The organism is Clostridium sp. CMCC3677, from assembly GCF_023845585.1.
GTDB classification, from domain to species: domain Bacteria; phylum Bacillota; class Clostridia; order Clostridiales; family Clostridiaceae; genus Clostridium; species Clostridium aquiflavi.
The window spans coordinates 17,985-31,663 of sequence record NZ_JAMQHS010000007.1 but is presented as its reverse complement, the minus strand read 5'-3'; the positions used below and the strand labels follow the sequence as shown (position 1 = coordinate 31,663).

The window sequence follows — 13,679 nt, the reverse complement described above, 5'->3', positions numbered from 1 at the left end:
AAAGGGGGATTGTATATGGATGGAAATATTATTCTGAAAATTATTTTGGGGACTTTTATTAATTGTATAGTTTTAGTATTAATTTCTTTAGGAATATATCATATTTATGGTTTTACATTAAAAGATACTTTGTTTGTTATAAGCTTAGCTGTGCTAGTTATAGAAGTTTTCTTAAATATATCAGGAAATTCACTTGGGATATCAATTCAATCACTTGGACAAATGAATTCACAATATGTATCAAATATTGATTTAGAAGCTAAAGGACATGAAAATAAAAATAATAAAGCTACTTTTCATGTTAAGGACTTAATAAATTTTATATTAATTATTTCTAGCTTAATAATTTTTATTATATCATTTATAATTTTTTAAGTATAAAATATCAATTAAATTTAATAAAATTTTTTAAAAAAAGGCAATAAAAAGCAATTTTAAATTTGTTTTTTATTGCCTTTTTCTAATATTTATAAATAAAAAATAGATAAAATTAAAAAAAAATACAAAAAATACTAAATTTTCTTAGATAGTTTAAATATAACGTTGACAATTAATAAATCATCAAAAAAATATATAAAAAATTATTCAATTTTAGAAAAAAATTTAAAAAAATTACAAAAAAATACTGGAAATTAAATATAAAATAGGGATTAAATTTAAAGTTATGGTAAAATAAACCGAAAAAGGAAATGTGATTTCATTTAAGTATGAAAAGTAGCATAAAATAATTTTTGGAGGAAATAGATTATGGATGTTATTCAACAAACGAATAGAACGATATTATTTGAGGAAATAAACCCCGAAAGATTAGATTTGATTTCAGTAATTGGAGACACTAAAGGATTAAGCAGCTTAAATGATGATAAGATAAAAGAAATTAATGAAAATTTTTTAGTAAGTAGTTTTGATGAATTTTTAGATAAATTCTCACCTGTTGTATATTCATTTTATAATGCAACAAACCAGAAGGTTATGTATACATTGAAGAAACCCGAAAATCTTCCAGATAACTTTGTAACAGAAATCCCTATAAATCAATCAAATGATTTTCTAAAAATGTTATTCACTTTAATAGATACTAAAAGTGCTCAGGGAATAGCAAATGTAGATTTTAAATTTGAAAATTTATTAGATATGATTTCACCTAAAAAAGTAATGGATGATATAAGACAATCTAGAAAAGAAATACAATATTTATATAGTAAATATGACGAACTAGATGATGAAGATCCAAGTAAGTTAGATTTAGGAGATAAATTAAATAATTTATTTGAGAATGCTGGTGAAAACTACAATAACATAATGGCAATGCTTCCATTAGCTATTGAAGATATAAAAACGAGATTACTTTTAGGACAAGATGATAGCCAAAATGGCGGAGAAGCATTAAAAATAGGTGTGTTAAGTATGGGACAAGATGGAGAACTTAAGGTTCTTGAAGCACCTAAGAGTGAAGAAAAATCATTAATTGCAATAGATGACAAAGCAAATGTAGGATTAATTGAAGCCTTTGAAGATGACTATGATGAAGTGAATGAAACAAAATCTGATTATGTAAAAAGTTTAGTTGTTAGAACTTTTTGCCCGCTTGCATCTACAATGGAAAGTGAAATAGATGTAGAACATGAAGTTGAAAATTATAATACATACCTTGAGTTCTACAAAAATTCTAAAGATGATTTTATAAAAACTGTTAAACCATTAATAGAAAAAATTGTTGGTGTAAAGATGTTCTTTGACCAATATAAAACAAAAAACAAAGGTATGAAGCCAACATTACTTGTTGCAAATAATAAGCTTGACAGATTGGTAAATTCAGCTAACTTGCCAAGACTTGAAGCATATTTAAGTACTGTAAATGATAAAAATGATTTTGATAATACAATTTGGTTTGGAATAGTTCCATCAATTGAATTAGAAGGTCAAAACAAAAGTGGAGCTAAGAGAGAAAGATTTAAGGGAAACAAAAAAGTTGAAAAAATAGAATGTAATACTATGGAAAACCTATCTTTACTTCTTAATACAGTTCAAAAATATAGAATCCAAATTTTCTTTAGCTTTGAAGCAAGAGAAGATACTACATTTAATCATGTAGCTACAGCAGGAATAGATAAATTTATGGACAGATGTGCCCCTCTTATGAGACAAACATACAGCGAATTTGCAATTCCATGTGTTCCAAACTTTACAATAATTCCAAAAGAAAAATCAGGTGTGATACTTGATAGTAAAATGCTTATGACAGATGAGGGAAGTGCAGAATTGTCAAAAGCAAAAGAAGATTTATTTAAGTTATGGATTGAAGGAGTATATATTGGAAGTTCATATATTGCAGCAGGAATAGTTGCAGCATATCAATGTCCAGAATACTTAAGAGAATATTATGGCAATGTATTTTTTGATTATCCAGGAGTAAGATTTGATATTGAATCTGGAGATAATTCGCTAAGAATTACTTCAACTTTAGCAAAAGAAATATCCGGATTTACTAATGAAATCAAAAATTTAATAAATAGAAAGAACTTTGGATTTGTATTCTCATCAGAAAATGCTAAATACCAAGGTAAAGATATAAAACAAATTACAGTTTACAAGGCAAGAAGCCTTCAAGCAACTGAAAATGATTTTGAATCAATGTATAAGACCTTAGTTACAACTTATATAGAAAGAATGCTAAGATTCTATACTAATGATTTTAAAGAAGATAATATAGTTAAATTCTTTAGTAATAATCCTAATAGCGTTAAGAGTAAATGGATGTCAAATAAAGAATTCATTAATGCAATAATACAAGATGGAGATGACATTAACTTTGTTATAAATGATAAGAGTGGAACATGTAATATTGATCTTGTATTTAATGGAAATATTAAAAATCTTGAAGTTGAAATTACTAGAAGTGAAGCTAGCTAATTCTGATAGATATTAATTAAATATCTATTTTAATTATAAATAAATTATGAAAAGGGAGATGACAAAATGGGATTTAAAGTAAAAGTTGAAGGTGCAGAAACTATTGATTTAAGCATTGAAAGTGTTGAAACAGTAGAATTTAAGACTGATACACCTGATGATTCAAATGCCCGTTCAACAGACCAAGGTACAACATTAGTTATAACAGGAAAGATATTAACTCCAGTAGGAGGGGAAGCTGCTGATAGCACTATAAAATTAGCACAATGGTCTCTTGTACCAGCAGAAAAAGCTGATTGTTATAGGAGCGTAAAAGTAGATGTTATTTCAGCATCACAAATAGTAAGACAAATGACATTACCTAATGCATTTGTTGTAGACTACGAAGAAGACTTCGGAGATGCTGAAGGTATTGGTACTTTCAAGATATGTGTAAAACAAAAGAAAGATAAAACAGCTTTTGTAAAATTTGAAGGTGGATTTGGACAAGAATAGGAGGAATTAAAAAATGGGATTTAGAGTAAAAATTGAAGGCGCAGAAACAATTGATTTAAGTATTGAAAGTGTTGAAAAAGTAAGATTTACAACAGACACTCCAAAGGATGCTAATGCACGTTCAAAAGACGTAGGAAGCACAATGACTATAAGCGGAAAAATATTAACAGCTGTAGATGGGGATCCATTTGATAGCACAAGACAAATGGGACTTTGGTCATTAGTACCAGCAGAAAAAGCTGATTGTTATAGAAAAATAACAGTAGAAGTTATTTCAGCTGATCAAATTATAAGAAAAATTACTTATCCTAATGCTTTCGTTGTAGATTACAAAGAAAACTTTGGTGACACTGAAGGTATTGGTACATTTACACTTGTAGTTAGACAAAAGAAAGATAAGCTAACTCAAGTTACAATTGAAGGCGGATATAGCGCTTAATTATACCTAAAAGTAATAAAATAGCAATATATCTAATTTTACTATAGTTGCAGAGGATTTAAATTTGACTCACTAATAATTTAAATCCTCACATGCAACTTTTTTAAAATAAATATGAGTATTTTAGTTTTTATATACCTTCAGCATCACTAACTATAGTATACTAAAATATTTCAGTATTAGTCTATAGAAATTAAATATAGTATGAAAATAAAATCTTAATTTAAGTCTATGTTTTATTAGATTGTTATATATGCATAAGTAAGGGTGTGTATGGAGTAATGATGACACTTTGTTTATTGCTATATCAAAATATATTTAAAACATACTCTAATTTAAATAAAAAGTGAGTGATAAAGTGAAAAATTATTATAAGATACTTGGAGTTTCAGAAAGTGCTAATAAAGATGAAATAAAAAAAGCTTTTAGAAACTTAGCTAAAAAGTATCATCCAGATAAAAATAAAGATAATAAAGATGCAATAGAAATGTTTCAACAAATTAATGAAGCATATGAAATTTTAAGTAATGAATCATCTAGAGAAGAATATGATAAAAAGTTAAATCAAAATAATTCTAATAGACAAAAAAATGAAAGCAAAAATAATAGTAAAAAATCACAAGAAAAAACCAAAGAAAACTTTAACAAAGGTGATGCTTTAAATGATTTAAATCAATATTTTGAAAGTTTTTTTGGCTTTAAAGCAAGTAGTAATGATGTTGATGGAAGCAAAATAAAAAAAGATAGTAAAAATCCTATTGATACAAGTAATATATTTAATAATTTTTTTAATGTAAAGAAATAAGGATTTATATAGAGTAAAAAGTATTAAGAAAGTAATGGAGTGGTTACTTTGAAAAATAATCAAAATAATAAGTTGATATTTAGTATTCAATTAATAAATGTTTTTATAGGCATAACAATAACATTAATATTTGGAATAACTTATATGACTATAGAATCAAGGGAACTTAAAGGTGTACTTTTAGGTTTATTAATTGTATTTGGAATTATAACATTTATAACTTTATATAGAAAAATACATAATGAAAGTTATATAGAAGAAAGCAATAGTATAAATACCATTGAGCTAGTAAATGAAGATAATGAAATCATAAAACAATGGGAAATACAAGATAAAATATCTTTTCTTATTGGAAAAAACAATAAGAAGAACCATGTATTTGTAGACTTAGACAAATCTATTTATTCAACCTTAGTTGAAGAGAATCATGCAGTATTAAATTATGCTGCTGGAACATGGTATATAGAAGATCTATCTCTAGATAGTGGAGTTTGTATACAAAAAATAGATGATGGTAAAAAGTATAGGATTGTGAAAAATACTCCTTGTAGCTTAAAAAAAGGAGATATTATATTTATTTCAAAAGTGAAATTATTACTTAGATGAATGGAGTGATTATATGTCATTAATTAGATGTCAAAATGGTCATATGTTTAGTGAAAGACGATATGGTCCAATATGTCCTTATTGTAATATAGATACAAGTAAAAAAGAAAATAAGAAAGAACTTGTACCAGATGCGGAAGAAGTAGAAACAAATCTTTTATATCAAGAAATAGAGCCAGTATGTGGATGGCTTGTTTGCATTGAAGGATGTAGAGTAGGAAAAGATTATAAAATAAAGAATGGGAAAAATTTCATCGGTAGAGCTGATGATATGGACATACAAATAATTGGGGATAATTACATAACAGCCAGAAATCATGCCGTTGTAGTATATGATCCTAAAAAGAAAAATTATGTATTACTTCCAGGAGATTCTTCAGGAATTGCTTATTTAAATAATGAACCAGTATATATGCCAACACAACTTACAAATTATGATGTTATAGAGCTTGGAAAGAGTAAATTCTTATTTGTACCATTTTGTGGTGAACATTTTGAATGGCAAGATAAAGAACAGGGGTAATTTAAATGTTATTTATGAGTAGATATGATCAAAAAGAAGTAGTGCTTATATTAATAATGTTATTACTTTTATTATGTGTGATAAAGCACATATTGTTTAAAATTATGAACAAAGAAAATATAAGTTTAGTTAAATATTCACATATAGGTCATGAAGAAATACAAGAAGATTACTTTAATATAAAGAAAAAAGATAATGCAGTTTTAGCAGTTATTGCTGATGGCTTAGGAAAAAATGAAGCGGGAAGAATTTCTAGTATTACTGCTGTAAAAACAATATCAAATATGTTTTTAAAGGAATATAGTAATGAAAAAGTGAGTTACTTTTTAAAAAAAGCCATTAATAAAGCAAATCATGAAATACTTAAAAGAGTAGAGAAGAATAAAGGTGGTACAAGCATTTTAATGGCAATTATTGATGAAGAAAATTTATATTATACTTCTTTAGGTAATTTGATGTTAACTATTTTTAGAAAAGGTGAACTTATAAAATTGAGTGAAGGTCATTGTATGAATGAAGTTGCAAAAGAAAAATATTATGAAGGAAAACTTGAAAAGATTGAAGCACTTCAAGTTTTAAATAACAAAAAGGTTTTATATTACCTTGGACAAGAAAATCTTAATAATGTAGAAATGAAAAACCATAGTATTAAATTAGAAAAAAATGATTTACTTTTGATTATGAGTAAAGGGATTTATGAAGAAATAAGATGGGTAGATTTTGAAAATATATTAAATAAAAATAAAAAGCATATAGATATAGTTTTGGATGAAATTATAGATGAAATAGAACATCATGAAAATACTCATAATGGAAGCATAATAATTATGAAAAAGAATATTTAAAAATAATCGCATTTTAATAAGTTAGGGTGAGACAAATGAGAAAGTTGAATTCAAAATTTAAGACAAGTTTTATATCAGAAGAAGGAACGCATCTTCAAAATAAAGATTATTTTGCCTTTGTAGAGCTTGATAAGTTTGGATGTTATGCAATTGCAGATGGTATTGATAATGACACAGAAAATGACACTGCTCAAATTGCAGTAACAACATTCATTAAATTATTTACACAAAATCCTACTATGAATAAATTTACACTAAAAAAGTATTTAAATAAAGTTAATGAAGAAATAGTAAAGACAAGTAAAAATGTACGACTTAAAGCATCTATGACAATAGCTATAACTAATTACAGTAAAGTTAGGTATATTGTAATAGGTAATTCAAGATTCTATTTTTTTAAGGATGGATATTTAAAAGAAAAAAGTAGAGATCTATCATTAACTCAACAACTTAGTGATAAGGAAATGATAGCTTTAGATAAGGCAGCTAAGCATATAGAGAGAAATAATCTTTCATGTTACTTAGGAGAAAATAAATTAAGTTCACCGTTCATATCTAAAAAAATAAAACTTAACGATGGTGATGTATTTACATTGCTTACAAAGGGAATATGGGAAAATTGTGATGAAAAAGAAATAGAAGATGCTCTAGAGGGGGCAACAGAGCCTGAAGAAGTTGCAGATAGAGTTGAAGATATGATCTTATCAAAGCAATTAAATAATTTAGAAAACTATACACTAGCTGTAACCTTTGTTGAAAAGGCATATATAAATCCAAAGAAAAAGGCTATGATAAAGAAAATTTTATTTGCAGCAATTCCAATAATCTTGGTTTTAGTTATAGCATTAGTAGTATTTAATGTAAAGCAAAATAAAAAAAGAGAAGCAATTGCATCTATGAATAATTATGTAAGTGAAGCAAATGGATACATAGAAAATGAACATATAGAAAAAGCAAATTCAAAATATGAAGAAGCATTAAAGATAGCTAACAAATATAAACTTAAAAATGACATAAAAGAAATAGATGGTGAATGTAAATATACAGAAATAATACTTGAAGGTGATAAAAAACTTGAAGAAAAGAAATTTAATGAAGCTTTAGATCAGTACTTATTAGCAATGCAAAAAGGTGAAGATGTTGATGATAAAGCAAGAAATTATATTTTGAAGAAAATAGATATAGCTAAAACATGTATAAGTGTTGCTGATCTTTTGGAACTTGCAGACAGTCAGTTAGAAGCAGGAAAAGTACCAGAAGCAGAAGCAAATTACTTAGAAGCAAAAAGACTTGCTTCAAATTATTATTTAAAAGATGAAAAACAAGAAGCTATAGATAAACTTAAAGGAATATATGAAAAGCAAGGCAAAGAAGCAGAAGCACAAAAGCAAGATGAGGAAAAGGCTAAAGCAGAAGAGGAAAAAGCAAAAGAAGAAGAAGAAAAAACTAAGGAAAAAGAAGAAAAAGCTAAAAAGGAAGATGATGATCTTCAAAGTAAAGCTATAGACCTTAGAAAAAATGGTGATACACAATATATAGCAGGAGATTACGTAGGAGCGAAGATGTATTATGCTTTGGCAAAAGAGGCATTTGAAAAAATAAATTCAAATAGTTTAGCAAATGAATTAGAAGAAAAAATAGTTCTTATGGATAAAAAAATAGAAGGGCAATCGCAAACAAAAGCTGAAGGTGATATATATCTAAATGAAGCTAACGAAAGATACGTTAAGGGTGATATAACATCTGCAAAAGTTTTATATACATTAGCAAAAGATGCATACACTCAAGTAGGTCTTACAGAAGAAATAAAATCAATAGATGAAAAATTAAAGGTATTAGATAAAGAAATAGCTAGTACAGGTGGTAAAAATGAATAGAATTTATGAAAAATTAAATGAAATAAATGATTTAAATGATAGAGTAATGCTAAAAAAAATACTGAACAGTGTCTTCACTTCATTAGAACAACATAGTGAAGATAGATTTAATGATTTAGAAGAAAGAGTTTTTGATGAAATACAATATTTAGAGGAAAAATATAATGTGTATTCAACAATAATTGATAGAAAACATTTAGATGTAACTAATGAATTTTTATTTCCAATGATAGAAGAAGATACAGAGGAAAAGATATATGATGTAAAAACAATTATAGATAATTTAAATGATAATGTATCTTCTGAAATGTTTAATGTATTTCTAAAATGCGACTACAGTATTTTTAAACAGTTCATATCTAATAATTCAGAAATAACAGGAATTATAGAAACAAATAAAAAGATTCATAAAGCTTATTTTAAAATAAAAGCAAATACTGAATATAAAGAAAAAATAAATACTTTATACAAGTGTTTTATAAATAACAACATTATGTGGAAAACAGTTAATATGCCTTATATTAATAAAATAGCACAAATATTTCTCACAGAGTGTGAAGATCAAATAGATGAAGAAGAAGAGATTATAAAGATAAACATAGACTTTGGTGATTATAGCAAATATATAAAATATGATATGGTGCCACTTTGGAACATTAAAGAGATTAAATTGAAATGTGCAGGATTTCCAGTACCTTGTATAGATAAAGTTAATTTTGAACATTATATTTCAATTGAAAAAGAAGGAACAAATCATGGTTACTTGGTTAATTTAGATGAAGAAAATATGGATTATGTAACAATAAAAAAGAATTATATAACAATAACATCAAAAATATCTGTTTCATCTCCATGGATAGTCTATAAGATTGTAAATTATAAAGAAGATAATACTAAAAAAGATAATTACGAAATTATGAGTAATTACAAGAATGTTAATTTTTCAAATAGATTTTTATTTAATAATAGATATGTTATAAAAACAAAAAATGAAATAGCAAAGCTTATAAATTCATTTGAAGTATCAAAACATTTGAGATTTAGAGATTTAAAAATAGAAGAACTTAAATTTGATGAAGACAAAGAAACCTACGATGCTAATGATTTTATAATAGATGAAATAAGAGAAGATAACATAAAAAAATCTTTAGTTTTATACTTTGAACCAAAGAACAAAGAATATTATTTAAATAAAGATATTTTAAGTTTTTTAGTATCAGAAATACAAATTATTTATCCGGAATATAAATGTGAAGGAAGATTAATATGAATTACATTTATGACATCTTTATAAAAGCAATAGAAGAAAATACTCGAACAGAAGGAATTAAATTTAAACAAGCAGAGGTATATAGTCCATATATGGAACTCGCTATTCAAAACATTAATTCAAGCAAATTACCACAAAGTGAGTATATTGAAATAAATGCTTTGTATAGGTTTCAAGAGATATTTGAAGAATTGTTTGATATTAATTTTAAAGAAAACATAGAATTAAAAAATGTACTATTTGATATATTAATTCATTATTTATGTGAGTTAGATTTAAAACAAGGATTAAATAAAAATGAATTTTATAAGAAGTTTTTATTTAAAGACGTAATAAATAATGTATATGGAGAAGAGTTAGCTAAAGATATACTTTGTTTTAATAAAGAAGAAACAGATATATTTTTAAATAGCTTTATAACTTTATATAAAACAGGGACTTCGCTGCAACTTTTCAATAAAATTTTAGCAAAAATATTTAGAAATAGCACAGTGTATTTAAATAAAGAAAGTTCAAAAGATATATATGTTTATTTAAGTGAAGTTGAAGATAAAATTCTAAAAGGCAAAATAAATGCTATTATAAATACATTTTTACCTATAAATATGAATGTGTATTTATTTTGGGACAAACATTTTGGAATTTTAGGTTCTGATAATACCATGAAAATTGATGACATAGTAATGATTGAATAAAAAGTTATAAATATAATTTGTATGTTTTTTCTTTTTCATTGAAAAAATGAATTGAAAAGTATAGATGTTATTAACAATTTAAAAACAACCAAAAATCAGGAGGAAAATATGGGATTATATACATACAAGTTGCATAAAAAACAAGAAGAAAATATTTCAAAAAGATATAAAGAAAAAGACTTAATTTTAATGACAACTTTTCAATTAAGAGAAATATGTAATAAAGAAAAGTTAGTGAAAAGTATAGTAAATCCTTTAGATAAAGAAGAGCTTATAAAACTTATTATGAAATATAGAGGAGAAAAAGATAGCCGGTTAATAAGTAATTATATAGAGGACGGAATAGAAAGAATTGAGAAGTTTTTAAAGAGAAGTGTTAAAAAAGAAATCCCAAGTGATATTGTAGATTACTCAGGGAAAATAGTAATTTACAAAGATTTATCACTTGAAATATATGATGAATATGAGTTGAAAACCAATAAAGAATTAGACGAAGGTAATGTTCTTTTAGTTGATAATAATTTTAATGTTTCTACTGTACTTAATATAAAAAAGATAAAAAAGAATAATGAATATAAATACTTTTTAGTAAAAGGAAAAGATGTTTTTATTAAAGAAAATGAAAGTAAATTTTATAATCTAATATTTTTACCACAAAAAGAATCAGAGCTACTTTATGATATATATGAAAATAAAGTTGATTTTCAAAATTATAATTTAGAGTACTCATCTTTGCCTATTTTACAACTTGAAATAAAAGAATTAGAAGAGACAACAATGCCAATTGCTATAGATTTTGGAACATCAAATACTACAGCAGGTATTTATATAGATAAAGAAGTATTTCAAGGATTAAATGATAATTTAATTAGAAATATAAATTTAGAAGATTATGAAGATGATAAAGTAAAATTAGTAAAACTTTTAGATACGACTAAAAAAGATTATAGCATAACTCCACTAATTCCAAGTGTAGTAGGCATTAAATATATAAATGAAAATGAAGATAATGTGAAATATATTTTTGGATATGATGCATTATTTGCATCAAAAAAGAGATACGTTGATGACAGTTTAACAGTTTTTTATGACATAAAAAGGTGGATAAGTGATTTCGAGAAAAGTGAAAAAGTAATAGATATTCATGGAAAAACAACACTTATAAAGAGAAAAGATATCATAAAAGCGTATTTAGAGTATGTCATATCTTTAGCAAATCAAAGATTTAAATGTAAATTCAAAAATATTTACATTTCATGTCCATCGAAACAAAAGTATAAATTTCACAAATTATTTGAAGAAGTATTAAGTGAGTATAATGTTGAAAGCAAAAATATGATAGAGGAAAGTGTGGCTGTTTTATATAACACAATAAGTAATTTTATAGATAGAGATAAGTATTCAAGTGGAGATGAATATAAGGCGTTAATTATAGATTGTGGAGGGGGAACTACGGATCTTTCAGGTTGTAGTTTTAGTATAAGAGATAATAGAGTTTCGTACAAAATAGATATAGAGACATCATATGAAAATGGAGATACAGACTTTGGAGGTAACAATCTTACATTTAGAATTTTACAGTTTATAAAAATATTAATGGCGAATGTATTGGCTAGGGATAATTATTTAGAAATTAAAAAAGCTATAGTGGATGAATTTAAAATAGATATATTTAGAAACATAGATAAATATGGAATTGATCAATTATATGAAGACTTAAACAGTGAATATGACAGGGCTGAAGAGATAATTCCAACAAAGTTTAAATTATATGAAACTAGAAATAAAGAGGACTATTGTAAAGCTAGAAACAATTATTATTTCTTATTCAATCTAGCAGAAGAGATTAAGAAAATATTCTTTAGTAATCCAGAGCTTATAAAGATAATATTAAGTCCAAATGAATTAAAGGAAAATTTAGAAATAATAGATAGTGCTCAAATTATATATGATAAATGGAAATTATCCTATATGAATAATGGAAGATTGCAAATTATAAAAGAGGCACCAACGTTAAATATTACAACTTATGAAATAAGCACATTAATAAAAGGTGATGTATATAACATAATAAAGAAATTCTTAGAAACTTTATATAAAAATGATGAACTTTATGAATACTCACTAATTAAACTTACTGGTCAATCATGTAATGTAGATATATTTAAAGATGCTTTAAAAGAATTTATACCAGGAAGAATAATTGAAATAAATAAAAGTAAAAAAGATACAAGTGAAGATTATGACTTAAAGTTAAGTTGCCTTAAGGGCGCATTGAAGTATCTTTATTCTAAAAACTTTGGATATGCTGATATACAAATTCAAAATAATATGCCAACACTTCCTTATACACTTACAGCATTTACACATAAAGGAGACGAAATAACATTAATTAAGAATAAGAAGGTAAAAAGAGGGTTCGTTTCAAGATTTATGGACCGAGTTATATTAAAGCTTTATTTAAAAGATAGCAGCAATAATGTGAAATACGAGTATGATTATAAGTTTAATAATGAAGAATTAGAAAAAACTGATGCTGTTAGGATTATGGAAAAGTATCCTAATATAAGTCAGCATGAAACAGATAATATTGAAAATGATGAAATAAAGTTTTTTGTTTGGGCAGAAGAGGAACTTTGGGGATTTTATGTACTAGCTATATTAAGAAAAGATCATGAATTATATATAAGCAAAGAAAAGTTCTTTTATTTTGAAAATGATAAATGGGAGAAAAATTTCTTTGATGGAATGAAGTAGTTTTAAGGGGGACGTTGATATATGTATAAGTAAAGTGGACTGAGTAATTTAACTTAGGAATACTAAAATGACTATAGTCCCATTTTAGCTTGCTCCAATATAAAATTGAGACAAGCAGTAAATGTGACAATACTCATTAAGAATTCTCAAAGTCCAATTACAATGCCACTTTACCTATTACATATATCAACACATGCTTAAAACAGACATAGACGTTATTATAAAGGATGAGATAAATGAAAGGAATACATTTGCTCGGTTACTGAAAAGTTTATTGGGTGTATCTAACATTATAAGTTGTACCCAAAATGCTAGCTTCAAAGATGAGCTTTGAACAAGCACATTTGGAACAACTTATAGTGAAGAAACACTAACCAAAAACTTTTTTAATGTAACACTACACAAAAGATACCTTTCATTTCTAATTTAACAATTAATTTAGATATGTCAACGT

12 protein-coding genes are annotated in these 13,679 nt (G+C 25.5%); all 12 read left to right on the top strand.

All coding sequences use genetic code 11. From position 1 onward, the window contains the following. Positions 1-15 precede the first annotated feature (15 nt). The 12 genes from NG901_RS09940 (at position 16) to NG901_RS09885 (ending at position 13,225) form a co-directional block, all read left to right on the top strand. Positions 16-375 (top strand): hypothetical protein, encoded by a 360-nt coding sequence (locus NG901_RS09940; protein WP_252214075.1) that lies wholly within the window; start codon positions 16-18, stop codon positions 373-375. 372 nt (positions 376-747) lie between these two features. Then, entirely contained in the window at positions 748-2,913 is a 2,166-nt protein-coding gene (locus NG901_RS09935) for a transcriptional regulator (RefSeq protein WP_252214074.1), read from the top strand. A gap of 66 nt (positions 2,914-2,979) precedes the next feature. Continuing rightward, the gene (locus NG901_RS09930; protein WP_003368913.1) at positions 2,980-3,408 is read left to right on the top strand and encodes a hypothetical protein; all 429 of its coding nucleotides are present in this window, start codon (positions 2,980-2,982) and stop codon (positions 3,406-3,408) included. A 13-nt stretch (positions 3,409-3,421) separates the two neighbouring features. Beyond that, positions 3,422-3,847, top strand: coding sequence for a hypothetical protein (locus NG901_RS09925; RefSeq protein ID WP_003370322.1), 426 nt, complete (start codon positions 3,422-3,424; stop codon positions 3,845-3,847). A 358-nt stretch (positions 3,848-4,205) separates the two neighbouring features. Beyond that, the gene (locus NG901_RS09920) at positions 4,206-4,652 is read left to right on the top strand and encodes a DnaJ domain-containing protein (protein WP_252214072.1); all 447 of its coding nucleotides are present in this window, start codon (positions 4,206-4,208) and stop codon (positions 4,650-4,652) included. Between the two features lie 48 nt (positions 4,653-4,700). Beyond that, entirely contained in the window at positions 4,701-5,258 is a 558-nt protein-coding gene (locus tag NG901_RS09915) for an FHA domain-containing protein (protein WP_252214070.1), read from the top strand. Between the two features lie 13 nt (positions 5,259-5,271). After that, on the top strand, positions 5,272-5,781 hold the full coding sequence (locus NG901_RS09910) for an FHA domain-containing protein (protein WP_012424108.1): 510 nt from the start codon (positions 5,272-5,274) through the stop codon (positions 5,779-5,781). Positions 5,782-5,786: 5 nt separating this feature from the next. Further along, entirely contained in the window at positions 5,787-6,626 is an 840-nt protein-coding gene (locus tag NG901_RS09905) for a PP2C family protein-serine/threonine phosphatase (protein WP_252214068.1), read from the top strand. Between the two features lie 35 nt (positions 6,627-6,661). Next, positions 6,662-8,503, top strand: coding sequence for a serine/threonine protein phosphatase (locus NG901_RS09900; RefSeq protein ID WP_252214066.1), 1,842 nt, complete (start codon positions 6,662-6,664; stop codon positions 8,501-8,503). Next, a complete protein-coding gene (locus NG901_RS09895) occupies positions 8,496-9,773 on the top strand; it encodes a normocyte-binding protein (protein ID WP_252214064.1) in 1,278 nt (425 codons plus the stop codon). The genes NG901_RS09900 and NG901_RS09895 overlap by 8 nt, the downstream gene beginning before the upstream one ends. After that, positions 9,770-10,468 (top strand): hypothetical protein, encoded by a 699-nt coding sequence (locus tag NG901_RS09890; RefSeq protein WP_252214062.1) that lies wholly within the window; start codon positions 9,770-9,772, stop codon positions 10,466-10,468. The genes NG901_RS09895 and NG901_RS09890 overlap by 4 nt, the downstream gene beginning before the upstream one ends. Before the next feature lie 108 nt (positions 10,469-10,576). Further along, the gene (locus tag NG901_RS09885; protein WP_252214060.1) at positions 10,577-13,225 is read left to right on the top strand and encodes an Hsp70 family protein; all 2,649 of its coding nucleotides are present in this window, start codon (positions 10,577-10,579) and stop codon (positions 13,223-13,225) included. Positions 13,226-13,679 lie beyond the last annotated feature (454 nt).